The organism is Elusimicrobiota bacterium, from assembly GCA_016722575.1.
Taxonomy (GTDB): Bacteria; Elusimicrobiota; Elusimicrobia; order FEN-1173; family FEN-1173; genus JADKIY01.
Genome location: JADKIY010000001.1, coordinates 474,050 through 498,606, shown reverse-complemented (window position 1 = coordinate 498,606; position 24,557 = coordinate 474,050). Strand labels below are relative to the sequence as shown.

Sequence of the window (24,557 nt, the reverse complement as noted above, 5' to 3'; positions counted from 1 at the left end):
GGACGGAAAACGGCCGTCGGATTTCCAGCGCCCCCCCCGAAACGGAACCTCCCGGACTATTTTTTCAGCAGCTTGAAGGCGTGGGCGCCGGACGTCGTCCGGAGGTAATGCAAAATCCAGATCATGGCCAAGGGTTCCAGGTAGCGCGCGGTTTCGATTCCGCCCAAGTCAACGCCCTCCCAGCCGAAATCGCTCAATAACCCCAAAACCGTTTTCTTGGCGCTTTCGTCGTTTCCGCCGATGAACATGGTGGGAGGGCCCCCGGGGAAAGTCGGATCCACCATGTGCGGGTTTCCAACGGCGTTAAACGCTTTGACGACCTTGGCGCCGGGCAACAGGGCTTGGACTTTTTCCCCCGCCGATGTCGTGTGGCCCAGGGAAAGACGGGGGGGCTGAACGGTAAAATCCAGGGGGTTGGTGGCGTCGATCACGATTTTCCCCTCCAGATTTTTCGGATTCGCCAGGCCCAAAGCGCTTTCGGTGCCGGACCAGAGGGTGGCCAATACCACGAGTTCGCCGAAAGCGGCGGCGTCCGCGAAAGAGCCCAGGGAAGCCCCCGCCGTTGCGGCCCAGCGTTTGACCTTTTCGGCCCCCGGCTCCCGGGTGCCCAATTTCACCGCGTGGCCTTTTTTCACAAACCCCGCGCCCAACACGCGCCCGACGTCGCCCGACCCCAAAATTCCGATTTTCATTTCAAGCCTCCCGTTTTTCCGCCGAAGGCGGACCCAGCGTCGATTCCCAGGCGCCGACAATCAAGGCGGCGGCGTCCATGGATAGAACACCGGGGTTCAACTTTAAGTTCCCTTGGTAGAGGCGGCCCCACGGCGTCACCCGAAGGGCGCCGCCGATGATTTTGGTTTCCCCGAGCAGGACGTCGTCGGCGACGGGTTCCGCGTAACAGAGGCCCGGCGGGGCCGCGGGGCCGCCTCCCGGATGGAGGATGGCCTTCACCCCCGCCTCCCGGAGCGCCCGTTGAAGAACGGCGTGCACGGCCGCGTAAACGTGCCGGACGCAGGGGGGAAAAGCCGGGTGATCCCGGCGCCAGGCCAGGGAAAAACTGACGTCCGTCGTGTGGTGCACCGTGCCGCCGCCCGTGGGCCGGCGCACCACGGAACGAACCCCCAACGACCGCGCCAGGGCCGCCGCCCCCGCCGGATCCTGCAGCCGGCCGTGGGACACCGTCGGCTCCGCCCAACGGTAGACGCGAAGACGCGGGAGTTCCCCCGCCGCGCGCAGGGCCTCCAGGGCCTCGGCGTCCCGCCGCATATTCTCTTCGCCGGGCCGGGCGCCGTCCACGGAGCACCGCCAAGGCGCGGGACCCCGAATTTCTTTTTCGCAGGATGCGGTGTTCATAAGACCTCGTTGAATATATCAAACCCGCGCTATAATGCTCCCATGCGAATCCCCTCGCCCCAGGCCCCCCGGCCCGCGACGCGCCGGCGGACAGCGACCCTGTGCTGGGCGGTGGCGCTCCTTGGCGCGGCCCCCGCGACCGGAAGATCCGCCGACCCACCCGCGAGTTCCGCCGCGCCGGTCTTCATCGATGTTCGCACTCCCGAGGAGTACGCCGCGGGCCACATTGACGGCGCCCTGCTGTTGCCCTATCAAACCATCGGGAAAACCATCGCCGCCGCCGTGCCGGACAAAACGACCCCCCTCGTCTTGTATTGCACCGTCGGCGGGCGTTCGGGCATCGCCCTGAAAACGCTTAAAAAACTGGGTTACCGCAACGCCTCCAACGGCGGCGGGTACGACGATTTGAAGAAACGATTCTCCTCCCAAAGGAAGGACCCTTAAATGGAAACTCTCACTTTCGTTCTGATTGGATTGGCCGCGGGCGTCGTCTCCGGGTTTTTCGGCTTGGGGGGCGGCACGATCATCGTCCCGGCTCTGACCTTTTTCGCCGGGTTCTCCCAACACCGAGCCGTGGGGACGAGCCTCGCGGTTCTTCTCCTGCCGGCGGGATTGGGAGCGGTGATGGAGTTTCACCGTCAAGGGAACGTGGACCTTCGGGCCGCCGGCCTCATGGCCGTGGCCCTTTTCGGGTCGGCCTGGATCAGCGGACGGTGGGCCAACCGCGTGGCTCCCGCGCCGCTTAAACTGGCTTTCGGCGTTTTTCTTTTGTTCGTCGGAGCGCGAATCGTCTTATCCACCGCGGGTAAACTTCGTTAAAATTTGTTCGGACTCTTTACCGAGGACCTCATGACCCCGCCGCCCGACGCGCCAACCCCCCCGACCTTCGGGAACCCCCGGTGAGCGGCGCCGACCCCCTCGAACGCCTTCAACGTTGGTTCGCGGCCCAATGCAACGGGACCTGGGAGCACGACTGGGGCGTGAAAATCGAAACCTTGGACAATCCGGGGTGGTTGGTTCGAATCGATTTGACGGGAACGCCCTGGGCGGCGAAGGAATTCCCGCGGCTCAAGGAAAACATCAACGACGCGGGACACCCCGCGGGAGAACAGTGGATTCACTGCTTCACTCAAGACCAACTATTCCTGGGGGCCTGCGACCCCCATCAACTGGGACGGGTTTTTGAACTGTTCCTGACCTGGGTGGACGCCGATTCGCCGTCCGCCGGGGGTCAACGCGGGGCGTAGCGAAGGTTGGGTTCCCGGGCGGCCTTGACCTCGTCCAAGCGGCGGACGGGGGTCGTGTGGGGCGCGTTTTTGACCAGGTCCGGTTGGGCCTTGGATTCGTCGATGATCTTTTCCAGGGTCGCGCAGAAGGCGTCGAGCGTTTCCTTCGACTCGTTTTCCGTGGGTTCGATCATCATGGCTTCCGGAACGATGAGCGGGAAATAAATGGTCGGCGCGTAAAAGCCGTAGTCCAGCAAACGCTTGGCCACGTCCAACGTCTTCACCCCGGGGCCGTAGGCCCCGTCCCCCGACACCACCACCTCGTGCATACAGGGATTCTTCGGCATTTTCGGAAACAAGGGCGTCAGCCGGGCCCGCACGTAGTTGGCCGCTAAAATCGCGTTTTCGCTGATTTCCAACAACCCCTCCGCGCCCTGAAGGCGCATGTAGCAATAGGCCCGAATCAGCACCCCGATGTTCCCCTGAAATCCGTGCACCCGGCCGATGGTCTTGGATCGGTCGAATTTCCGTCGAAAAACGCCGCCGTCCTTGGCCACCCGGGGCACCGGCAGGAAGGGTTCCAACTCTTTTTGGACCCCCACGGGCCCCGCGCCGGGTCCGCCGCCCCCGTGGGGGGTCGAAAAGGTTTTGTGCAGATTGAGGTGCAGAATGTCCACCCCGATGTCGCCCGGGCGCAACAGGCCCACCAGGGCGTTCATGTTGGCGCCGTCCATGTAGAGCAGGGCGCCGGCTTTGTGGACCAGCGCCGCGATTTCCTGAATGCGCGGCTCGAACATGCCGAGGGTGCTGGGGATCGTCATCATGACCAGGCCCACGCGGTCCGTCAGTTTCGATTTCAGATCGTCCAAATCCACCTGGCCGTCGGCGGCGGACTTGATCGTCACCGCGGTGAGCCCGGCCACCGCCACGCTGGCGGGGTTGGTGCCGTGGGCGGAATCGGGAATGAGAACCAAGGGCCGGTTCTGCCCCCGGGATTCGTGGTAGGCCCGGGCGACCAGGATGCCCGTGAGTTCGCCCTGGGCGCCGGCGGAGGGCTGGAGGGTGAAGGCGTCCATGCCGCAAATCCGGCACAGCCATTGTTCGAGTTCGAAGAGGATTTCCAGAATGCCCTGGCTTAAGGTGTGGGGGCGCAGGGGGTGCAGGGCCGAGAAGTCCGGCAGCATGGCCACCCGGTCGTTCACCTTGGGGTTGTGCTTCATGGTGCAGGACCCCAGGGGGTAAAAGTTCGTGTCGATGCTGAAATTCAGCTGGGAGAGCCGGGTGAAATGGCGGACCACCTGGGGTTCCGAGAGCTCCGGCCAGCCCGCGGGCCTTTTCCGTCGAAGTTTTTCGGGCAGGGCCGACGCGGAGGCGCGCGGCACGTCCAGGGCCGGCAGGGGAACGCCCTTTCGGCCGGGGACGCTTTTTTCAAAAATCAGGGTTTCCACGATTCCGGGAACGGCGGGGATTTGGGTCAGCGGCACGCGGCCTCCAGGAGCCCGGCGAATTCGTCGATGTCCGCCTTGGTTTTGATTTCCGTCACGCAGACGACCAGCTGATCGGCCCGGTCCTTGAAATAAGGCCCCAGGGGAAGCCCCGCCAACACGCGTTTTTCCGCCAGGCGGTCGGCGATTTTTTCCGGCGACACGGGGCAACGGACGGTGAATTCGTTGAAGAAGGGCTGTTGAAACACCGGGGCGAAGCCGCGTTTTTGAAGTTCCCCCGCCGCGTAGTGGGCTTTTTGGAAATTCAGATCGGCCAGTTCCCGCAACCCCTCTTTGCCCAGGAGCGACATGTGGATCGTGCTCGCCAAGGCGCAGAGGGCCTGGTTGGTGCAGATGTTCGAGGTGGCTTTTTCCCGTCGAATGTGTTGTTCCCGGGCTTGGAGGGTGAGGACAAAAGCGCGCTTCCCGTCCCGGTCCAACGTTTGACCGACGATGCGGCTGGGCATTTTGCGGATCAATTCGGTTTTGCAGGCGAAGAGTCCCACGTAGGGGCCGCCGTAGCCCAACGGCAGGCCCAGGGGCTGGCCCTCGGCCACGGCGATGTCGGCGCCGTATTCGCCCGGCGGTGAAATCATTCCCAGCGCCACGGGGTAGCTGGAGGCGATGACGAGCGCCCCCGCGGCGTGGGCGGCGGCCGCGGCTTCGTGGAGGTTCGTTTCCAAACAGCCGAAAAAGTTGGGGTTTTGAATCAACAAGGCCGCGGTGTCCCCGCCGAGGTTTTTCTTCAGCGTGTCCAGGGACAAAACGCCGTCGGGGCAGGGCAAGACGACGATTCGGGCGCCGCTGTGGGCCAGGTAAGTTTCGATCACCTGACGCGTCTGGGGGTGGACCGTTTCGGGAATTAGAATCACCGGCCGTTCCGTGTGTTTGGCCGCCAGGAGGCAGGCTTCGGCGGCGGCGCTGGCGCCGTCGTACATCGAGGCGTTGGCCACGTCCATGGCGAAGAGCTCGCCGATCAGCGACTGGAATTCGTAGATGGATTGAAGCGTGCCCTGGCTGGCCTCCGCTTGGTACGGCGTGTAGGCCGTGGCGAATTCGCCCCGGAGAGCCAAGGCCCAAACGGAGGTCGGTATGAAATGCTCGTAGGCGCCGGCCCCGAGATACGACTGGGCCAAGTGGTCTTTTTGGGCCAATCCCTCCATGTGGCGGAGCAGTTCCATTTCGGACATCGACGACGGCAGCCCCAGGTTCGGACGTAGGAGGGACGGCGGCAACCCCGCCAGGAGGTCGTCAAATTTGGAGACCCCGATGGTTCGGAGCATTTCCTTCTTTTGTTCTTCGGTGTGGGGAACGAACATGGCTCGACCGTCCTTGCGGGAAGAATCCGGGGGTTCAGTGCGCCGCGGTTTTGATGAATTCCTGGTATTGGGCGTGGGTCATGAGCGCGTCGCGCTCCGCGGGGTTCGACATGGCGATCTTGTAGAGCCAGCCGCCTTCGTAGGGCGATTGATTGACCGCGGCGGGGTTTTTGACCACCGCGTCGTTGACCGCGCTCACGGTCCCGGCCACCGGGGCGTAAATATCGAAGGCCGCTTTGACCGATTCCACGATGGCGCAGGATTCCTTGGCCTTGACCGCGCGGCCCGCCTTGGGCAGTTCCACGAAAACGACGTCGGTGATTTCGTGCTGGGCGTGGTCGGAAAGGCCCACCGTGCCGTCGGGGGCGATCCATTCGTGGCTTTGGGTAAAACGCAATTGAAGGGGGTCCATACGCTCTCCTAACTCTTTTTATAAAAAGGCGGGACGACGACGTCCGCCGGGATGTCCCGCTCGTGCACCCGTACCGCGGCCCGGGTCGTCCCGACGGGGAAACGCTCGGATTCGGCGTAGCCCACGGCGATCCCGATGTTCAAGGACGGGGAGAAGGTGCCGCTCGTCACTTCGCCCACGGTTTTCCCGTTCAACAGGATGGGACAACCGTGCCGGGGCACGCCCCGATCGGCCAGGCGCAAACCGATGAATTTCCGGTGGGACCCTTTGGCCTTCTCGTTGAACAGGGAATCCCGGCCGATGAAATCGCCTTTGTTGAATTTGACCGCCCAGCCCAGTCCGGCTTCCAGGGCCGAGTGGTGTTCGTCCAAATCGTTCCCGTAAAGTCGGTAACCCATTTCGAGGCGCAGGGTGTCCCGGGCCCCCAGGCCGCAGGGGATCAATCCGTAGTCGGAGCCGCGCTTCAGGAGCGACGGGTAAAATTGGAGCAGGTGCCCCGCCGGAGAAAAAATCTCAAAGCCGTCCTCCCCGGTATAACCCGTCCGGGCCACCACCAGTTCGTTGCCTTCGATGGTGAGCTCGGCCACTCCGTTTTTGGGAAGGGCCAGGGCGTCGGCGGAAAAATGGCCCATGATTTTGGCCGCGGCGGGGCCCTGCAGCGCCAGGGCGGCCGCCTGGGGCTGATCGATCAACATCACGTCCCCGGACAAATTCTCCTTCATCCACATCAAATCCACGGACGCCCGGGAGGCGTTCACGATCACCAGGAAGCGATCCGTCTCCAAACAATAAATATAAAGGTCGTCGATGACCCCCCCGTCGGGTTTGCACAGCAGGGCGTAGAGGCCCCGCCCCGGGAGCAATGGGGCGACGTCGTTGGTGACCAGCTTTTGGAGAAACGCCCGGGCCTCGGGACCGGCCACCCAGACTTGGCCCATATGGGAAATATCGAAAACGCCGGCCCGTTCCCGAACCGCTTTGTGCTCCGCCATCACGGTGGAAAATTGCACCGGCATTTCCCACCCGGCGAAGGGAACCAGTTTTCCCCGCGCGGCCACGTGATGGGCGTAGAAAGGGGTGCGCTGCATCGCGGGACCGGTCATCGAACGCCTTCCACCGGGCCGCCGGCGTCCACCCAGGCCGACCAACCGCCCGTGAGGGAAAAAACGTTTTGATAGCCCATTTTTTGGAGGCTGTCGGCCGCCAGGGCGGATCGGAATCCGCCCCCGCAGTAAAGCACCAGGGGGGTTTGGAAATCGGGAATGGCCTTTTCCACGTCGCGTTCCAGCACGCCCCGCCCCATGTGTTCCGCCCCGGCGGCGTGGCCCTGGGCCCACTCCCGGTCCTCCCGCACGTCGATAAAACGGAACGGCTGACGCCGCTCCAGATGGGCCCGCACGTCGGCGACGCTGATTTCGCGGACGCGGGATTTGGCGTCCTCCACCAACTTTAAAAATCCGGGGGAATGCTGTTTCATGATTTCACCATGTCGTCCGCGTGGTAGGAACTGCGCACCAGGGGACCGACCATCGCTTTCTCAAACAACGGCGTCGCTCGCCGTTTCAAATCCTCAAATTCGTTCAAGGAATAAAACCGGTCCACCGGAAAATGGGCGGGGCTGGGCGGCAGGTATTGTCCCACGGTGAGGGACCGGACGCCGGCGGCGCTCAAATCCCGAAACGCCTCGCCCAGCTCCTCGCGGGTTTCCCCCAACCCGACCATCACGCCGGACTTGGCGTGAAGCCCGGCCCGGACGGCGGCCGCCAGAACCGAAAGCGTCCGGTCGTAGGTCGCCCGGGCGCGCACCCGGGGGGTGAGCCGGCGGACGGTTTCCAAATTATGGTTAAAGACGTCCGGACGGGTTCGGAACACCCGTTCTAGCAAATCGGCGCGCCCCTGGAAATCGGGCACCAACACCTCGACGGTGACGGCCGGAAGATCCCGTCGAAGGGCTTCCACGCAAGCCGCGAATTGCCCGGCGCCCTGATCGTCCAAATCGTCCCGGGCCGGGGAAGTGATCACCACGTGGCGGAGGGACAGTCGGCGGGCGGCCTCCACGAGCTTGGCCGGTTCCCGGGGATCAACGGCCCCGGGGCGGCCCGTGGTTTCCGCGCAAAAAGCACATCGCCGGGTGCAGACGGCGCCCAAAATTTGAAACGTCAACGTGCCCCGGGTCCAGCATTCCGTTCGGTTGGGGCAACGGGCCTCTTCGCAAACCGTGGGCAGTTCGCTTTCCCGCCGGGCGTCCTGGAGCCGTTCGTAGGTGGCCCCCGCAGGGACGGTTCGCTTTAAAAACGCCGGCAATCGCGGGCGAAAAGAGGCCGGGGACGTCATCGGGACAAAGCCTCCCGGATCCCCTCGGACAAGGTGGGGTGGGCGTAGATCACGTCCCGCATTTGGGACACGGTCCTTTCGGCGGCGAGGGCCATCGCGAACACGTGGATGATTTCCGTCGCGTGGGGCCCGACGATTTGGGCCCCGAGAAGTTTTCCGCCGCTCTTTTCGGAAACCACCTGAAGAAACCCGTCGCCCTCGTTGGCGGCCAGAGCCTTGGCCGATCCCTTGAAGAAAAATCGCTGCGCCTTGGTCTCCAGTCCCCGGGCCTGGGCGGTGTGCGTCCAGTCCCCGACGCTGGCCACCTCCGGCCAGGTGTACAGGCAACGGGGCACCCGTTCGTTGCGGTAGGGCCGCGCTTCGCCGAAGACGTGATCCACGGCGATTTCCCCCTGGGCCGCGGCCGCGTGGGCCAACAGCGACAACCCGTTCAGGTCGCCCACCGCGTACACCGCCGGGTGGGAGGTTCTTAAAAAGGCGTCGACCACCGGCCGGTCGTTCTCCACGCGCACGCCCGCGGCGTCGAGGCCCAGTCCCGCCACGGAGGGTTTGCGACCCACGCAAACCAAAAGCTCTTCCACCGACACCGACCCGCCGTCCGTCAATTCCAGGGACCACCCGGACGGCCCCCGTTGGGCGGAGCGCACCGTGGTTCCGACCCGGACGTCGATCCCCCGGGAGGCGAAAGCCCCTTGAAGAACGCGCACCACCGCGGGATCTTCCCCGGGCAGGAGCGCCTCCGTTTTTTCAATGATCGAGACGGCCACGCCCAACTCCCGAAAAAGGCAGGCGAATTCGCACCCCACCGCGCCGCCGCCCACCACCGCGATCGAGGCGGGAAGACGCTCCAGGGAAAGCGCCCGGTCCGAATCCAGAAACGTTCCCGAGAGAGCGGCGAAGGGCGGCGGAAAAAACGGAACGGATCCCGTGGCCACCACGGCCGCGTCAAACGAAATCCGTTCGGCCCCCGCGGAGGTCTGAACGACCAGGGTGGCCGAATCGACAAACGTCGCCGCCCCTTCCACCACGCGAACGCCCAATCGTTGGTAATTCTGCGCCAAGGACGCTCGCAGATTCGAGACCAAATCGTCTTTCTTTTTTTGAAGGTCCGCCCACCGAATCCGGAAATCCACGCCCCCCGAGGCGTACGCGCCGGCGGCGGACACGGCGTGAACCAACCGCCCGGCTTCCAGCAGGGCCTTGGAGGGAATGCATCCCCAATTGAGGCAGACGCCGCCCAAGCGGTTTTTTTCGACGAGCGTGACCCGGGCGCCCCGGGCGGCGGCGCGTTTCGCCGCGGCCTCGCCGCCGGGACCTCCGCCGATGATCGCAATCGATTTCGCCATAAATCAGGGTTGCTCCAGGTAGACGCCCTCCGCTTCGGAAAACACGAAGCGGCGCGTTCGACGGACCGGTTTCACCGTTTGCCGGTCGTCGGTCCAATCCGATTCGGTGCCGGTGGTGGTCACCACCAGTTCGTTCCAGCCCGGGCCCGCGGCGGCCGTCCAGTTCAGCGCGGAACCGTAGGCCCAGCGCAAGGGCGGGCGGTAGCCCACCTGCTTTTCAAACCGGTCCTGTTCCTTGACGGTGTCCACGCATTCCTGGCCCGCGCACCCGTCTTCGGAAACAATCGTGGCGGGAAGAATTTCCGCCAGGCGATCCCCGCGCATCCCCCAGAGGGACACCGCCCCGGCGCTGACGCCCTGATGCATGCCCTCCGCTTGAAGCAGAAAACCGATTCGATTTTCCCCGAGAGGAACCGTGGACACGTCGCCGTTGAAGTCGCCGAAGGCCCCGAATTCCGCGATGGTGGGGCTGACGTTCACGGGGACCCAACGCCCGTCGCGTTTCTCCAGGACGCCGCCGCCGAGCAGGGCGCCGTCCACGTGGGCGTCGTGGCCCGCGCAAAGGGTTTTGGTGAGAAAGAGGGCGCGGTCTTTCCCGTCGGAGGACCAGGCGGCCACGTCCAGCAAATAGGCCCGGCATTCGGCCTCTTCCCCGCCGTCCATGGGAACGCGCAGCCGCGCGGCGCCTTCCCGGTCGTCGTAACGGCCGCCCAGGAGGCTCAAAACGGCTTCCGCGTTGAGCGTCGCCCCCAAGGACTTGGCCGGGGCGGCCGCCGCGGCCGGGGCCGCGCCGACCCCGATCAAAAGGAATGTCCCGCCCAACCAATCGAGGCGCACGCGCGGAACCGGGCGCGTTATTCGACCGTGACGGATTTGGCCAGGTTGCGGGGCTGGTCGACGTCGCACCCGCGCAGAACGGCGATGTGGTAGGCGAGAAGTTGAAGCGGCACGACGTTCACCATGGGGCTCAAATAGTCCGGAACCTCCGGCATCGGGATCACGTCCGGGGTCAGCGCGGCCACCCGGGCGTCGCCCCGGGCCGCGAGGGCGATCACCTTTCCGCCCCGGGCCGAGACTTCTTCCAGGTTGGACATCATTTTGTCGTACACGGGCGACGGGGTCGCGATGGCCACCACCGGCATGTCCTCGTCGATCAAGGCGATGGGCCCGTGCTTGAGTTCGCCGGACGGATAGCCTTCGGCGTGGATGTAGGAGATTTCCTTGAGTTTGAGGGCGCCTTCCAGGGCGATGGGGTAGTTCAAGTTCCGCCCGAGGTAAAGGAAATTGTGGCTGTGGGAAAACTTCTTGGCCAGGGCCAGAATTCCCGGATCCTCCTTGAGCGCGTCGCCCACCCAACGGGGCAGGTGGAGAAGGTCTTGGAGAATTTTCTCGACCTCCGCCCGGGGGAGGGTCCCGCGAAGGAGCCCCCCGTACACGGCGAGCAGGTAGAGAACCACCAGCTGGGAGGTGAACGCCTTGGTGCTGGCCACCCCGATCTCCGGGCCGCAATGGGTCAGAATTTTTCCGTGCGCCTCGCGGTACAGGGTCGAGCCGACGACGTTGCAAACGGCCAGGGTGCGGGCGCCTTTTTCCTTGGCGTGGCGAAGGGCGGCGATGGTGTCGGCGGTTTCCCCCGACTGGGAAATGGCCACCACCAAATCGCCCGGGCCGATGAGGGGATCCCGGTAGCGGTACTCGGAGGCGATTTCCACGTCGCAGGGCGCTTTGACCCATTTTTCAAACAGGTAGCGCGCCACCAGGCCCGCGTGGAAGGAGGTGCCGCAGGCCACGATGGTCATCTTTTTAAATCCGCGGATTTGCTCCTCGGAGAGTTTGAGCGTGTCGAGGTGCACGCCGGTTTCGTCGAGGTTGAGCCGCCCGCGCAGGGTGTCTTCCAACGCCCGGGGCTGTTCGTGGATTTCCTTCAGCATGAAATGGCGGTAGCCGGCCTTCTCGGCTTGGAGAGGGTCCCAGGGCAGGTGAACTTTCTTTCGTTCCACGGGGCGCCCGGTGTCGATGGAAATCACCCGGTAGGCTTCCGCGGTCAACACGGCCATGTCCCCGTCCTGCAGGAACACGGCTTCCCGCGTGTGCGAGAGGATGGCGGGGGCGTCGGACGCCAAAAAGTTTTCCCCTTCGCCCACACCGATCAAAAGCGGGCATTCCCGGCGGGCGCCCAAAACGACGCCGGGGCAGTCGGCGGACACGATGCCCAAAGCGTAGGTGCCCTTGACCTCGGACAACGCCTCCCGCACCGCCTCCACGAATTGGTCGGCCGACAGCGCGGCCTTGGACCGCCGCCGGGCGATGGCTTCCCCGACCAGATGCGCCACGACCTCGGTGTCGGTCTGGGAAGCGAATTTGACGCCCCGGGCCAGCAGACCGGCCTTCAAGGCGGTGTAATTTTCAATGATGCCGTTGTGGACGACCACCACGCGGCCCGTGGCGTCCCGGTGGGGGTGCGCGTTTTCCTCGGAGGGTCGGCCGTGGGTGGCCCAGCGGGTGTGACCGACGCCCGCGCCCCCCTTCAACGGCTCGCGTTTGAGCAGGGCCTCCAGGTTCGCCAATTTTCCGACGCTGCGCCGGATGTCGAGGCGGCCGCCGTCCAGAACCACCATCCCCGCGGAGTCGTAGCCGCGGTATTCCAAACGCCGCAAACCGTCCAGGAGAACGTCCGACGCTTCGTTCTTGCCGATGTAGCCGACGATGCCGCACATAAAAAACTCCTAGGCCCGAGCGACGAGCGTTTTCATTTCGCGAACGGCCGCTTCCAAACCGACGAAAAGCGCCCGGGCGATGATGGAAAATCCGATGTTCAATTCCTGCATCCGGGGCAGCCGGGCCACGGGCACGACGTTGTCGTAGTCCAGCCCGTGCCCCGCGTTCAACCCCAACCCGAGGCCGACGGCGGCCGCGCCGACCGCTTCCATTTTTCCGAGTTCGGCCGCCCGGGCCGATCCGGCGGCCCCGGCGTAGGCCCCGGTGTGGAGCTCGACCCAATCGGCCCCCACGTCTTTGGCCGCTTGAAGTTGCGCCGGGTCCGGGTCGATGAACAAACTCACGACGATCCCTTTGCTTTGGATCTTCCGGCAGATCTCCCGAAGGCGGGAAAGTTCCCGCTCCACGTTCAAGCCGCCTTCGGTGGTCAATTCCTGGCGCTTTTCGGGCACCAGGCACACGCTGTCCGGGCGGATCACCCGGGCAATGCGCACCATTTCTTCCGTGGCGGCCATTTCCAAATTAAGTCGGAACCCCTTTTCCTTGCGAAGAAGGGAGACGTCCTTGTCCTGAATGTGGCGCCGGTCTTCGCGCAGATGAACCGTGACGCTGTCGGCCCCGCCGGCCCGGGCCGCCCGAGCGGCCGCCACCACGTCGGGCCGTTCCCCGCGCCGGGCTTGCCGCAGGGTGGCCACGTGGTCGATATTGACTCCCAAATGAGGCACTTTTTGTCCGTCTTTCAGTCGATGAATGCGAAAAGGCTATTATTTCAAATCCGTGGTCGTTTCGCTATGATGCGGAAGCCATGACGCTTCGCGAAAAAGGGGCCGCCCTGCTTCGGCGGCCCGCCTTTTGGTTGTCGGTTTTTGCCCTCACCGCCCTGGGGCTTTTGCCCATGGGCTACCTCGGCCAGGACCACGACGACGCCCTCTATTTTTTGGCCGCGCAGTCCCTGCGGGAGGGCCGTTACTGCCGCTGGTTTTTGCCCGGCGCTCCGACCATCACCGACTTCACTCCCGGATTTCCGGCGTTCTTGACCCCGGTGGCCTTCCTTTTCCCCGACAACCCCATGGCCTGCCAACTCTGGACGGGTTTCGCGCTCCTGGCGTGCACCGGGATGGTTTGGCGGCTGTTCCGGCAATCCCAGGACGCGCCCACGGCGGTTCTCCTGACGGGTCTCTTCGCCCTGAACCCCCTGGTCCTCACGCGCCTGGGCGTCGTGATGCCCGAAGCGCCTTTTTTGCTGGGGACTCTGGGGTTTCTCCTCCTCTGGGAGAAAAATCGACTGTCCGATTTCGCGGCGGGGGCCTGGCTGGCCGCCCTCTATTTGATTCGCCCCGCCGCGATTGCTCTGTGGGGCGCGGCGGGAACAAGCCTCCTGATTCAACGTCGACACCGGTCGTTGTTTAAAACCTTTGCCGTCCCGGCCGCAACCTACTTTCTCTGGGCCCGCTGGTCCGGACCGGGCGGCGGGGTGGAGGAATCCGTCGAGTTGAATCTGCTTTACGGCGGAAAAGGGCCCGGGCAATGGCTCCTCAACGCGGGACTGAACGCCGCCCAACTGGCCCGCACCTGGGGCGCCACGCTGCTGCCCTTGCCCTGGGCCCGCGGGATCGCGGCCCCCGTGCTTGGATCCGGCGTGTTGGCGTTGTCCGGATGGGGCGCGGTCCGGGGTCTCCGAAAAAAATCGGCCGACGCCTCCCTGTGGTTCCTGGCCTTCAGCCTGGCCATGCACCTGGCGTGGCCCTGGTGGTACGACCGGTATTTGCTTCCCCTGCTTCCGTTTCTTTGGCTGGCCCTGGCCCGCGTCGCGACGGATCTGGACCGATGGTTTTCCCCCCGCTTTCGGTGGGGGCTGTTCGGCGGGGTCCTCGCCCTTTCCTTTTTTGGACAGAGCGTTTTCTGGTTCGTTCCGAAGGCCCGCCGAAACGAACCGGCGTTGGCCGACAGTTACCAATGGATCAAATCCCACACGTCCGCCGGCGACGGCTTCATGAGCCCCTTTTACGGCCGGGATCTGATCCACGCCCAACGGGTTTTCCTTCCGCCCCCGCCCGTGTCGGACAACGCCGAGGCGTTGGCCGCCGTATTGGCTCGTCAGCGGGTGCGTTACGTGCTGTGGGACCAATCGATGAATTTGGGGTTTTCGGACAATCGAAACGCGGTGACGTCCGCCATGGATCGTTTGTCGCGGGAATTGGAAGACCCCGCGCGCTTCCGGGTCGTCCACGAGGACGCTTCGGGCGGGGCCCGGATTTACGAACGGCTGGAAGGACGAACGCCGAACCGCTAGCGAACGGCGGCCCGGGCGAGGGCCTGGGCGTGGCGTTCGATCACGGCGTGGTCGGGACCTTCGACCATCACGCGCAAAAGCGGCTCGGTGCCGGAATAACGGATGAGGGTCCGGCCCGTCGCGCCCAAATCCCGGTGAACCGCCGCGAGGGCCGCGGCAAAACCGGGGACGCGGTCCAGCGGCCGACGCTCCTTGACGGGGACGTTAAGGAGGATCTGCGGGTACCGCACCGCCAAGGACGCCAGGGCGGAGAGCGGCCGGCCCGTTTCCGCCAAAACGGCCAAGACCTGCAGGGCGGTCAGCAAACCGTCCCCCGTCGGCAGAAAGTCCCTGAAAATCACGTGGCCCGAGGGCTCCCCGCCCAACACCGCGCCGGTTTTTTTCATGCCTTCCCACACGTTTTTGTCCCCCACCGCCGTCGTTTCCGTTTGGAGGCCCAGGGCGTCCAGCGCGCGGAACAATCCCAAGTTTGTCATGACGGTCACGACCACCCGGTCGGCTTTGAGCCGGCCCGCGAAGGCCCATCGCCGGGCCGCCAAGAGCAGCACCGCGTCCCCGTCCCGCACGTGCCCCAACTCGTCGACGAAAATCGCCCGATCGCTGTCCCCGTCAAACGCCACCCCCAGGGCGGCGCCGGTCCGGCGCACCGCCCGGGCCAAGGCCTCGGGGTGCAGGGCCCCGCACCGCCGGTTGATGTTTCGCCCGTTGGGCGCGGCGGACAACACGGTGACGCGCGCGCCCAGGGACCGCAACAAGCCCGGGGCCACGCCCGACGCCGCGCCGTTGGCGCAATCGATCACCAAGGGGATTCCGCGCAACGAAAGGTGCGCCGGCAAGGTGCCGCGCAGAAAAGTGAGGTAACGACGGCGGGCGTCGGGAAAAGGCGTCGAGCCATGGGCCGCCGGCGGCACCGGCGTCGGGGACAACGCCAAGGCTTCCACCGCGTTTTCAAGTCGGTCGGCCCACTTGAGTCCCTGGGGGTCGAAAAATTTCACGCCGTTGAATTCCGCCGGGTTGTGGGAGGCCGATAAAACCGCCCCCCCCAACCCGTTGAGCCGGGGCGCCACCGCCGCCACCGCCGCCGTCGGCAGGACGCCGCCGTCCAGGGGTTGAACGCCCGCCGCGGACAAACCCCGGGACAAGGCCCGCTGAAGCGCGGGCCCCGAAGCGCGGGTGTCCCGAACGATGAGCAGGGCCCGGCGACGGCCCGCCGCGTGGGCCAGCAATTCCCGTCCCGCGGCCCATCCGAGCCGCCGCACGAACTCGGGGGTGAGCGGCCAACGGCCGGCCACGCCCCGCACGCCGTCGGTGCCGAAAAGTTTGGCCATCAGCGGGCCTCGCCCGCGGGCGGGATCGGAGTCGGCAACGGCCGGTGGGCGTTGATTCGAAGGGCGAACCAAAGGAAGGCCGCCAGCAGCACGGCGATGATCTTCAGCTCCCAGTGACGTCCCCACCGGTTCATACTTCGGTCCCCCGGGAGCCGCGCCGACGAAGGAGGCCCCGCTCGCCCAGGGACCGGTAAAGGTCCCGCAGACGCTCCCGCAAATCCTCCACGTTCAAATCCCGTTCCAGGCGCCCCTCCCGGGCCAGGGAGACCGTGCCGGTTTCCTCGCTGACCACGAGCACGATGGCGTCGGAAATTTCCGTGAGGCCCAAGGCCGCGCGATGCCGGGTGCCCAGGACCCGGGCGATGTCCGGCGCGTTGGACAGCGGGAGCACGCACCCGGCCGCGACCAAACGGTCCTCCCGAAGGATCGCGGCGCCGTCGTGCAGCGGGGTGTGGGGGTGGAAAATGGTGAGCAATAAATCGCTGGTGACTTCCCCGTTGATGGGAGTGCCGGTGGCGATGAAATTCCGAAGCCCCGTCTCCTGCTCCAGGACGATCAGCGCCCCCACGCGGTTGGCCGCGGCCTCCCGGAGGCCCGCGATGATTTCATCGATAAACCGCAGTTCCTGGGGGATCAAAACGCGGCCCAACCGCTGGCTGCCCAACTGGGCCAAAAACGACCGGAGCTCCGGCTGAAACACGACGGCCAAAATCACCGCCCAACCGAGCCAGAAGGTCTTGAGGATCCACCCCAGGGTGGGCAAATGAAGAAAATTTTCGACGATGAGGGTCGCCAGAGCGAGGACGACGAGACCCCGCAACACCTGCACCGCGCGGGTGCCCTGAATGAGGAGCAACACGCGGTAAATGATGAGGGCCACAAGGCCGATATCGACGAGGTGGATCAGGGGGCCGTTCCAGAGACGGGCGAGAAATGCGGCCATGGCGGGATGGGGGGAACGGCGCCGTCTCTCGGCGCGTTCGGCGACTGCCTCCTTGAAAGGGCCCGGCGGCGGCCGGGCGTGTCGTTAGCGGCCCGCGCGTCGACGCGGCGGAACGCGAACCGCGATGTTGTCGATGAGCCGGGTCCTCCCCAGAAAAACGGCGGCGGCGATGACCGCCGGCCCGCTTCGCCAGGGGGTCAGAGCGCGGGGCTCCACGACCTCGAGATACTGGGGGCGCAGGCCCGGCGTCCGCGCCAGCTCGGCGAGGGCGGAGCGCCGCGCGGCCGCGGCGTTCCGACGGGATTTTAACACTTGGGCGGCGGAGCGTAAAGCGCGCCGCAGGACGGGCGCCGCCGCCCGTTCCCCGTCGGCCAGATAGCGGTTTCGGCTGGAGCGCGCCAACCCCGAGGCCTCCCGCACCGTCGGGCACACGACGACCTTCACGGGGAAATGAAGGTCGGCGGCCAGGCGCGCCACGATCCGGCTTTGCTGAAAATCCTTTTCCCCGAAATACGCGCGGGTGGGAAGGGCCAGGTTGAACAACTGGGCCACGACCGTCGCCACGCCCCGGAAATGGCCCGGGCGGAAAGCGCCGCAGAGCGGCCGGGCCATTTTCTCAACGGAAACCCAGGTGTCGTGGCCCGGGGGGTACATGGCCCCGGGGGCCGGCGCCAACAGCAGGTCCACGCCCGCGGCGCGGCAGAGGGCCGCGTCCCGGGCGAAGGGGCGCGGGTATTTCGCGAAATCTTCCCGGGGGCCGAACTGGGCGGGATTGACGAAAACGGAAGCGATGACTCTTTGGTTTTCCCGGCGGGCCCGCCGCAACAGCGCGAGGTGCCCTTCGTGCAAGGCGCCCATGGTGGGAACAAAACCGATGGAACGGCCCGCCGCCCGCCAGGCCAGGGCCTGCTTTTGGCAGTCGGCGGGACGGCGAACGATCTTCACGGCGCGGGGGGCGCGAAAACGCGCCGGTAGAAATCCAGGAGTTTTTGGCGGTAATCCCGCCCGCCCCATTCGGCGACCTCGCCGTGGTTGGCGCCGGGGACCGTCCAGAGGGTCTTGGGTTCGCCCGCGGCCGCGAACAGGCGGTTCCCCTCCAGGACCGGCATGCGGACGTCTTTGTCCCCTTGAAGCAGAAACAGCGGGCGGGGAGCGATTTTTCCGATGACCGCCAGGGGGGAATAATCCTGGGGATCAAATCCCAACCGCCAGCGCACGGCCCAGAGCGTGATCAAGGCGAAGGGAACCCGGGGCATGTTGTAGTACAACCGGCCGAAGCGAACGACGACGTCGCGGTAGGAGCCGAAGGGGCTTTCCGCCGCCACGCCGAGGATGTCCGCGTGGTGGGCCGCCGCCCACAGACAGACGGCCCCGCCCATGGACATGCCGTAGAGGCCGACCCGACGAGCTTCCGCCGGGTGAGTCGAACGCAAATGGGCCAAAGCCGCCTCGAGATCGCCGATTTCCAATTTCGTCAGGGAGGATTTCCCCGCCCCGCTGTCGCCGTGGTTTCGGAAATCGAAATAGAAAAGGTTGTAGCCGCCCTCGGTGTTCAAAAAGTGGGTGCGTTCCAGGATGTCCGAGCGGTTGGCGCCCCACCCGTGGCAGACGATGAGGGTTTTGTCCGTGGGGAGGACGGGACCGGGTTTCCCGTGGGCGCGGGGCCCCTGGGCCGGCACGAACCACCCCTTGAGGGTCAGGCCATCGGCCGAAGGGAACACTTCCTCCGTGAATTCGAGGCCGAAGGTTCGGGGGAGGACGGTGATGGGGTCCCGGTTGCCGTCGATGATCAGGGCCGAGGAATAATAGGCCCAAAGGACGAAAAAGAGAACGGACAATCCGGCCAGGACGACGATCATACGGACGAGGGTTTCCAAAAAGTCACGGGCGCGGTCTCCAATCAATCGTGGGACTCGCGCGGTCCGGGAAATCGGCCGGCGGCCACGTCCTGGGCGTACGCGCGGACGGCCCGAAGGCTTTCCGCGCCCAACTCCGCGTAGGCCCGGACGAAACGCGGCCGGGGCGGCGGGGTGAGCCCCAAAAGATCGTCGACCACCAAAATCTGGCCGTCGGTGGCGGGACCGGCCCCGATGCCGATCACGGGAATGCGGAGCGCGCGGGTGATTTTTTTCCCCAGGGCCGCCGGCACGGCCTCGAGCACGAGGGCGAACACCCCCGCGGACTGGAGACGGCGGGCGTCCGACAAAATCCGCGTGGCCCCCGCGCGGTCCCGCCCTTGGCGGCGGTACCCCCCGAGCCGAAGCACGGACTGGGGCGTCAGCCCCAAATGGCCCATCACGGGAATGTTGGCGGCCACGAGCGCGCGGATGGACGGCAAAATGGCCCCGGCGCCTTCCACCTTGACCGCGGCGGCGCCGCCCTCCTTGATCAACCGGCCCACCTGGCCGACGGCGACTTTGGGGTCGAATTCGTAGGTTAAAAAAGGCATGTCGGCCACGAGCAGCGCCCGGGCCACTCCGCGGCGCACGGCGCGGGTGTGGTGGAGCATTTCCTCCAACGTCACGGGGAGCGTGTTGGGATACCCCAGCTTCACGTTGGCCACCGAATCGCCGACCAAAACCAGATGCACCCCCGCCGCGTCCAAAAGGCGGCCGGTGGGGGCGTCGTAGGCCGTGAGGGCGACGATTTTTTCCCCGGCGCGTTTCATCCGAAGTAGGCCGGGAACGGTGACGGCGGCAAGAGGGTTTTTCGTCATAAAAAAGAGGTTTTGTAGAGTCTAATCCTTTGATCCGGGTCTGTCAATTTTCGGTTCAAGGCCGCGGCCGTTTGTCCCGTTCGGGGATCCTTCCAGCGCGGGGCGAGGGCGGCCAGGGGCGCCAACACGAACCGCCGCTCGCGCCAGCGCGGGTGCGGAAGCGTCAGCGCGGCGGAACGGCGGCGACGCGCCCCGAAATGGAGAAGGTCCAAATCGATTTCCCGGGGGCCCCAGCGGCGGCGGGCCCGGCGGCCCAACCGTTTCTCCACTTTTTTTAAGGCCGCCAGCAGAACGGGCGGTTCCAAATCGGTTCGCAGCTCCACCACCGCGTTCAGGAAATTCCGTTGGCGCGGCCCCACGGGCGCCGTTTCGTAGACGGGGGATTTTCCCGCCACGCGCGTTCCCGACAAACCGTCGAGCGCCCGAACCGCTTTTTTTAGAAACCGAAGGCGGTCCCCCACGTTGGACCCCAACCCCAGGAACACCCGCTCGCGCTTCACGGGCGGGGCGCCCGGTCCTTGAGAACGAACCGGAAGAACCCATGAAGGAGGGCCACGTCGGGCCGTCGAAGGTTCCAATGCAGGAGCCGCTGGCGAATTTTCTTTATTTTTTCCGCGCCGGAGAGGAACGGCAGGAAATGGACGGCGGCGAAGGCCTCCGCCGCGTGCCGGGCCAGGCGCCGCCGATCGTCGATGGTGGCCGTCGGCAAGTCGGAGCCGGCCGCCGCCGGGGCCGTCGTCCCCCCGGCCCGGGCCCATTCGTAGGCGCAGAGGGCCACGGCCTGGCCCAAATTCATGGACGGACACGCCGGATCGGTCGGGATGGTCAACCAGAACTGGCACCGGGCCAGGTAGGGACCGGAGAGGCCCGTTTTTTCCGGACCGAAAAGGAGCGCGGCCCGGGCGGTCCCTTTGAGAATTTCCGGGTGGTGCTTCGCCAGATAACCCGCCAAATCCGGGAGGGACACCACCGGCCGGTCCGTCCGCCGCTCGCGCACCGCCGTGGTCCCGACCACGAGGGCGCAATCCCCGACGGCGTCCTCGACGGAGGCGAAATCCCGGGCGGCCTTCAGCACGGGTTCCCCGCCCACGGCGCTTTTGGCCTCGCGCCACACGGGCGCGTAGGGTTTCACCACCGCCAGGTCGCCGAAACCGAAATTGGCCATGGCCCGGGACGCCGCGCCGATGTTCAAGGGGTTCCGGGGACGCACCAGGACAAAACGAAGATTCAAGCGCCCCCCCCGTCGATGACCGCCGCGCCCGACCGTCGGAGAATGTACGCCCCCGCGCCAACGATGGCGGCCACCCCGGCCACCGACCACGCGTCGGGCAACCGCCGCCACACCGCCCAATCCATGGCCCCCGCGGTGGCCACGGCCACGTACATCATGGGACCTCCCCGGGCCGGGGAGGTCCGACGATAGCCGGCGGTTAGAAACAACTGGGCCGCCGTGGCCAAACTTCCCACCAAGAGCAAGGCGGGCCAAAGGGACGCCGGCGGCGTTTTCCACCGGAAGGCCGCGGGGATTCCCGAAACGACCGTGGAGACCAGGCCGAAATAAAAAACGATCCGGAAGGAGGGCTCGGTGCGGGTCAGGTGCCGGATGCCGACCTGGGCCACCGCCGCCAAAAAACCAGAACCCAGGGCGGCCAGGGCCACGGGCCGGAACACGCCGAAGCCGGGCTTGAGAATTAAAAGGACGCCCAGAAACCCCAGGGCCAAGGCTGGGGCCACGTGGCGCGGCATGGCTTCCCCCAGCCGGACCCGGGCGATGAAGGGCATGAAGAGGGGCGCCGTGTAGCCCAGGGCCATGGCGTCGGCCAGGGGCATTCGCCCCAGAGCGAAAAAGGATAGATACATCCCTCCGAGCCCCGACAAGGCGCGGTACGCGTGGGACCCGAATTCCCGGGTGCCCAAACCTTCTTTCCCCAAAATCCCCGTCAGGGGGAGGAGGGCCATTAGCCCGACGGCGTTTCGGAAAAAGACGAGGGATTCGGTGGGCAAAACGAGGGACAACCGCTTGACGAGGCCCCCGATAACGCCGAACAGGACCGCGGAAAAAAAGAGGAGGAGCGCTCCGCGGCGGGCCATGGAATTTATGGGATCAGCGGTTCGGAAAGGAAAACGCCGGCTTTACCATTTCACCTTGGCCACCCGGGCCAGGGCTTCCTGGAGACGCGGCAGGGGCACCGTCAGGGCGAAACGCACGTAACCCTCCCCCGAGGGGCCGAAACCGTTCCCGGGGGTGCAAACGAGGTGGGCTTCCTCGAGCAACCGTTCGGCGGTGCGGGCCGAGGTCTGGCCCTTGGGCACTTTGGCCCAGACGTAAAAGGTGGCCGGGGGGAGGAACACGTCCCACCCCAGTTTTTGAAGGCCCGGCACGAAGAAATCCCGCCGTTCCTTGTACATCGCCCGCATGGACGCCACGCCGTCCTGGGGACCGGTGAGGGCGGCCACGCCCGCGTCCTGCACCGCTTGAAAAACGCCGGAATCGTAGTTGTCCTTGAGCCGCCCGAGAATTTTGACCGCGCCGGCGTTGCCGCAAACCCAGCCGATGCGCCATCCCGTCATGTTGTAGGTTTTGGAGCAGGAGTGGAATTCGATGCCGACGTCCTTGGCCCCCGGGACTTCCAAAAAGGACATGGGCGGCGTTTCGTAGTACATTTCCGAATAGGCGGCGTCGTGGACGACCAGGAACCCGTATTCCCGGGCCAGGGCCACGACGGACTCGTAGAAGGACCGGGGCGCGGTGACGGAAAGAGGATTGCTCGGGTAGTTGATAAAGAGAAGCTTGGCTTTGCGCAGGACGTCTTTGGGCACGGCCCCGAAGTCCGGCAGGAATTTGTTTTTTTCCAGGAGGGGCACGAAGTGGGGTCGCCCGCCGGCCAGGAGCACGGCCGCGTTGTAGGCCGGATAGGCGGGCTCGGGAATGAGCGCCGGGTCCCCCGGGTTCAGGAACGCCAGGGGCAGATGGGTGAGCCCGTCTTTGGATCCGATCAGGGAATGAATTTCCGTTTCGGGATTCAGCTCGACCTGGAACCGCTTACGGTACCAGTCCGCCACGGCCCGACGGAAACTCATCAGGCCCGCGCCGAAAGGATACTGGTGGTTGGCGGGGTTTTCCAACCCGCGTTTCCCCGCTTCGATGATGTGCGCCGGGGTGGGCAAGTCCGGGTCGCCCACGCCCAGGGAGATGATGTCGGCGCCTTTTTCCTGGGCGGCCTTTTTCTTGGCGTCGATGGCGGCGAACAAATAGGGGGGCAGTTGGCCCAAACGATCGGAAGCGGCGAAGCTCATGGGTTGTTCTCCTTCGGGGTCCAATGCCGGTCCAGGGCGACCGGCAAAATGTAGAGGATATGAACGATCAAGAAAATCGCGAGGCCCGCCGGGGGGCTCCAAGCCGCGACGACCATGGCGGCGACGTAGACCCACACCGCCCGAAGGGACCGCCGATTGACGTCGCGAACCAGCTCGGGGGAAAGCCCCGGGTCCACCAGCCGCCCGCCCCGGGTGGCGTAACGCCACATGACGTTCAACAATAAATTCGCCGCGCACAAAGTGCCCCCGTAAGCCCAAACCGAAGGCGCCAGATCCCAATGGCGGCTGATGAGCGTTGTCGGAAACGGGAGAAAGGCCAGGGCCATGAGGAAGAAAATATTCATCCAGAGCAGGGGCCGATCCACCCGGCGAATGTGGTGGAAGATGAAAGGGTGGGCCACCCAAAAAATGCCGACGATGAGGAAACTGAGAACGTAACCGAAAACCTGGGGCCACAGGGCCAGGATCCTCCACGCCAGGTACCCCGCCGAGTCCACGTCGCCTTCCGGCAGACGCAGATCCAACACGAGCAGGGTGATGACGATGGAAAAAACGCCGTCGGAAAAAGCCTCGAGGCGACCGCGGCCCACGGGGCCGGTCGTCGGCTCAGCCATGGGGACGTTCCCGGGACTTCCGGGAGGCGCCGGGTCGATTTTTCGGGGCGTACAAGACCCACCAAACGCCGTAAAGCAGCGCCACGGCCAAAACAAAGGCGACGGAATTGACCACCCAGCCCTCGAACAGGCCGAGTTCGAAGGGATACCCTTCGTAGCCGAAATCCTGGAGGGTTTTGCCCGTGAACACCACCTGGAGAAAGGGAACCACTTTCCCAAAGAGCCCCCCCTCGCAGACCAGCAGGGACCACAATAACCAGTAAAGGATCCCAACGCCCGCGAGGGTCCCCACGATCACGGCCCCCACGTCCACGGGGTCGTAGATCAATTCCTTGGCGGGGTCTTCCTCGTCCAGGAGGTGCGTGAGAGCGGTCCAAACTTTTTTAAGGGTCATTTACGCCACCTTGTTGATCAATCGACCGATTTGCGGGCAACGAATTTCCACCCGGTCCCCCCGTCGCAGGGGACCGACGCCGGAGGGCGTTCCGGTGGAGATCACGTCGCCGGGTTCCAGCGTCATCACGCCGCTGATGTGGGACACCAGCGTCGGCACGTCGAAAATCAGTTGGGCCGTGGAGGACGACTGCCGGCGACGACCGTTGACGAAGGTTTCGATCTTCAGCCGTCCCGGCCGAAGGCCCGTGGCGATCCAGGGGCCCAGGGGCGCGAAGGTGTCGAAACCCTTGGCCCGGGACCATTGGCCGTCCAGGCGCTGCAAGTCCCGGGCGGTCACGTCGTTCATTAAAGTGTATCCCAACACGTAATCCAGGGCCCGGGCTTTGGGGACCGACCGGGCCCGGCGGCCGATCACCACGGCGATTTCCCCCTCGTAGTCCACTTGCTTGGAACGCGGGGGACGACGGATCGTTTCGCCGGGCGCGATGACCGCGCTCGGGGGCTTCAAAAAAATCAACGGCTCCGGGGGCGTCGCTTTTCCGAATTCCTTGGCGTGGTCGGCGTAGTTCACGCCGACGGCCACGATTTTGGAGGGCGCGCAGGGCGCCAAAAGTCGGACGTCGGTCAAGGGCCAACGGAGGCCCGTGGCTTCGAGGGGGCCGAAGGGGTCGGGCAAAATCTCTTCCACCCAGCGACCGGACAGGCGGCCCCAACGCACTGCCCCTCCGACTTCGAAACGACCCAGGCGTTCGGTCAC

The 24,557-nt window shown here is 65.4% G+C and carries 27 protein-coding genes; 4 read left to right on the top strand and 23 right to left on the bottom strand.

What is annotated here, in order from left to right; all coding sequences use genetic code 11:
• Window positions 1-56: 56 nt before the first annotated feature.
• Together IPP68_02285 and IPP68_02280 are read right to left on the bottom strand one after the other, a co-directional pair.
• On the bottom strand, window positions 57-692 hold the full coding sequence (locus IPP68_02285) for an NAD(P)-binding domain-containing protein (GenBank protein MBL0349189.1): 636 nt from the start codon (window positions 690-692) through the stop codon (window positions 57-59).
• 1 nt (window position 693) lies between these two features.
• Window positions 694-1,353, bottom strand: a complete 660-nt coding sequence (locus IPP68_02280) for a hypothetical protein (GenBank protein MBL0349188.1) — start codon at window positions 1,351-1,353, stop codon at window positions 694-696.
• Between the two features lie 42 nt (window positions 1,354-1,395).
• Between IPP68_02280 and IPP68_02275 the strand changes: the two genes are divergently transcribed.
• The 3 genes from IPP68_02275 (at window position 1,396) to IPP68_02265 (ending at window position 2,600) form a co-directional block, all read left to right on the top strand.
• A complete protein-coding gene (locus tag IPP68_02275) occupies window positions 1,396-1,797 on the top strand; it encodes a rhodanese-like domain-containing protein (protein MBL0349187.1) in 402 nt (133 codons plus the stop codon).
• Window positions 1,798-2,172 (top strand): sulfite exporter TauE/SafE family protein, encoded by a 375-nt coding sequence (locus IPP68_02270; protein ID MBL0349186.1) that lies wholly within the window; start codon window positions 1,798-1,800, stop codon window positions 2,170-2,172.
• 80 nt (window positions 2,173-2,252) lie between these two features.
• Window positions 2,253-2,600: an immunity 53 family protein gene (locus tag IPP68_02265; protein ID MBL0349185.1), complete on the top strand. Its 348-nt coding sequence runs from the start codon at window positions 2,253-2,255 to the stop codon at window positions 2,598-2,600.
• Here IPP68_02265 and gcvPB read toward each other — a convergent pair.
• Genes gcvPB through IPP68_02215 form a run of 10 tightly spaced genes read right to left on the bottom strand, consistent with a single transcriptional unit; the run spans window position 2,585 to window position 12,917 of the window.
• On the bottom strand, window positions 2,585-4,030 hold the full coding sequence (gene gcvPB, locus IPP68_02260; GenBank protein MBL0349184.1) for an aminomethyl-transferring glycine dehydrogenase subunit GcvPB: 1,446 nt from the start codon (window positions 4,028-4,030) through the stop codon (window positions 2,585-2,587). The two genes, IPP68_02265 and gcvPB, sit on opposite strands and share 16 nt — an antisense overlap.
• A 23-nt stretch (window positions 4,031-4,053) precedes the next feature.
• Window positions 4,054-5,382: an aminomethyl-transferring glycine dehydrogenase subunit GcvPA gene (gene gcvPA / locus IPP68_02255; protein ID MBL0349183.1), complete on the bottom strand. Its 1,329-nt coding sequence runs from the start codon at window positions 5,380-5,382 to the stop codon at window positions 4,054-4,056.
• Between the two features lie 34 nt (window positions 5,383-5,416).
• Entirely contained in the window at window positions 5,417-5,794 is a 378-nt protein-coding gene (gcvH, locus tag IPP68_02250; GenBank protein MBL0349182.1) for a glycine cleavage system protein GcvH, read from the bottom strand.
• An 8-nt stretch (window positions 5,795-5,802) separates the two neighbouring features.
• Window positions 5,803-6,897 carry a glycine cleavage system aminomethyltransferase GcvT gene (gene gcvT / locus IPP68_02245; GenBank protein ID MBL0349181.1) on the bottom strand — a complete coding sequence of 365 codons (1,095 nt, stop codon included), beginning with the start codon at window positions 6,895-6,897 and terminating at the stop codon, window positions 5,803-5,805.
• Window positions 6,894-7,274, bottom strand: coding sequence for a sulfurtransferase (locus IPP68_02240; GenBank protein MBL0349180.1), 381 nt, complete (start codon window positions 7,272-7,274; stop codon window positions 6,894-6,896). Before IPP68_02240 ends, gcvT begins: the two co-directional genes overlap by 4 nt.
• The gene (gene lipA / locus IPP68_02235; protein MBL0349179.1) at window positions 7,268-8,128 is read right to left on the bottom strand and encodes a lipoyl synthase; all 861 of its coding nucleotides are present in this window, start codon (window positions 8,126-8,128) and stop codon (window positions 7,268-7,270) included. The genes IPP68_02240 and lipA overlap by 7 nt, the downstream gene beginning before the upstream one ends.
• A complete protein-coding gene (lpdA, locus tag IPP68_02230) occupies window positions 8,125-9,474 on the bottom strand; it encodes a dihydrolipoyl dehydrogenase (GenBank protein MBL0349178.1) in 1,350 nt (449 codons plus the stop codon). The genes lipA and lpdA overlap by 4 nt, the downstream gene beginning before the upstream one ends.
• 3 nt (window positions 9,475-9,477) lie before the next feature.
• Window positions 9,478-10,311, bottom strand: a complete 834-nt coding sequence (locus IPP68_02225) for a hypothetical protein (protein MBL0349177.1) — start codon at window positions 10,309-10,311, stop codon at window positions 9,478-9,480.
• 17 nt (window positions 10,312-10,328) lie between these two features.
• Entirely contained in the window at window positions 10,329-12,191 is a 1,863-nt protein-coding gene (glmS, locus tag IPP68_02220; GenBank protein ID MBL0349176.1) for a glutamine--fructose-6-phosphate transaminase (isomerizing), read from the bottom strand.
• A gap of 9 nt (window positions 12,192-12,200) precedes the next feature.
• Window positions 12,201-12,917, bottom strand: a complete 717-nt coding sequence (locus tag IPP68_02215; GenBank protein ID MBL0349175.1) for a pyridoxine 5'-phosphate synthase — start codon at window positions 12,915-12,917, stop codon at window positions 12,201-12,203.
• An 80-nt stretch (window positions 12,918-12,997) separates the two neighbouring features.
• Between IPP68_02215 and IPP68_02210 the strand changes: the two genes are divergently transcribed.
• Window positions 12,998-14,485: a hypothetical protein gene (locus IPP68_02210; GenBank protein MBL0349174.1), complete on the top strand. Its 1,488-nt coding sequence runs from the start codon at window positions 12,998-13,000 to the stop codon at window positions 14,483-14,485.
• On the opposite strand, the gene glmM is transcribed toward IPP68_02210, so the two are convergent.
• The 11 genes from glmM to IPP68_02155 all read right to left on the bottom strand — a co-directional run bounded on the left by glmM (window position 14,482) and on the right by IPP68_02155 (window position 24,557).
• The gene (glmM, locus tag IPP68_02205; protein ID MBL0349173.1) at window positions 14,482-15,813 is read right to left on the bottom strand and encodes a phosphoglucosamine mutase; all 1,332 of its coding nucleotides are present in this window, start codon (window positions 15,811-15,813) and stop codon (window positions 14,482-14,484) included. The genes IPP68_02210 and glmM overlap by 4 nt on opposite strands.
• A 130-nt stretch (window positions 15,814-15,943) precedes the next feature.
• Window positions 15,944-16,756 carry a TIGR00159 family protein gene (locus IPP68_02200; protein ID MBL0349172.1) on the bottom strand — a complete coding sequence of 271 codons (813 nt, stop codon included), beginning with the start codon at window positions 16,754-16,756 and terminating at the stop codon, window positions 15,944-15,946.
• 84 nt (window positions 16,757-16,840) lie between these two features.
• A complete protein-coding gene (locus tag IPP68_02195) occupies window positions 16,841-17,770 on the bottom strand; it encodes a pantoate--beta-alanine ligase (GenBank protein ID MBL0349171.1) in 930 nt (309 codons plus the stop codon).
• Entirely contained in the window at window positions 17,698-18,633 is a 936-nt protein-coding gene (locus IPP68_02190) for an alpha/beta fold hydrolase (GenBank protein MBL0349170.1), read from the bottom strand. Before IPP68_02190 ends, IPP68_02195 begins: the two co-directional genes overlap by 73 nt.
• 23 nt (window positions 18,634-18,656) lie before the next feature.
• Entirely contained in the window at window positions 18,657-19,472 is an 816-nt protein-coding gene (gene panB, locus IPP68_02185) for a 3-methyl-2-oxobutanoate hydroxymethyltransferase (GenBank protein MBL0349169.1), read from the bottom strand.
• Entirely contained in the window at window positions 19,469-20,230 is a 762-nt protein-coding gene (folK, locus tag IPP68_02180) for a 2-amino-4-hydroxy-6-hydroxymethyldihydropteridine diphosphokinase (GenBank protein MBL0349168.1), read from the bottom strand. Before folK ends, panB begins: the two co-directional genes overlap by 4 nt.
• A gap of 469 nt (window positions 20,231-20,699) precedes the next feature.
• Window positions 20,700-21,563, bottom strand: a complete 864-nt coding sequence (locus IPP68_02175) for a DMT family transporter (GenBank protein MBL0349167.1) — start codon at window positions 21,561-21,563, stop codon at window positions 20,700-20,702.
• Window positions 21,564-21,605: 42 nt separating this feature from the next.
• The gene (locus tag IPP68_02170) at window positions 21,606-22,769 is read right to left on the bottom strand and encodes an LL-diaminopimelate aminotransferase (protein ID MBL0349166.1); all 1,164 of its coding nucleotides are present in this window, start codon (window positions 22,767-22,769) and stop codon (window positions 21,606-21,608) included.
• A complete protein-coding gene (locus IPP68_02165) occupies window positions 22,766-23,404 on the bottom strand; it encodes a DUF1211 domain-containing protein (protein ID MBL0349165.1) in 639 nt (212 codons plus the stop codon). The genes IPP68_02170 and IPP68_02165 overlap by 4 nt, the downstream gene beginning before the upstream one ends.
• Complete coding sequence (locus tag IPP68_02160; GenBank protein ID MBL0349164.1) at window positions 23,397-23,798, bottom strand: hypothetical protein; 402 nt, start codon at window positions 23,796-23,798, stop codon at window positions 23,397-23,399. The genes IPP68_02165 and IPP68_02160 overlap by 8 nt, the downstream gene beginning before the upstream one ends.
• Window positions 23,799-24,557 (bottom strand): fumarylacetoacetate hydrolase family protein, encoded by a 759-nt coding sequence (locus tag IPP68_02155; protein ID MBL0349163.1) that lies wholly within the window; start codon window positions 24,555-24,557, stop codon window positions 23,799-23,801.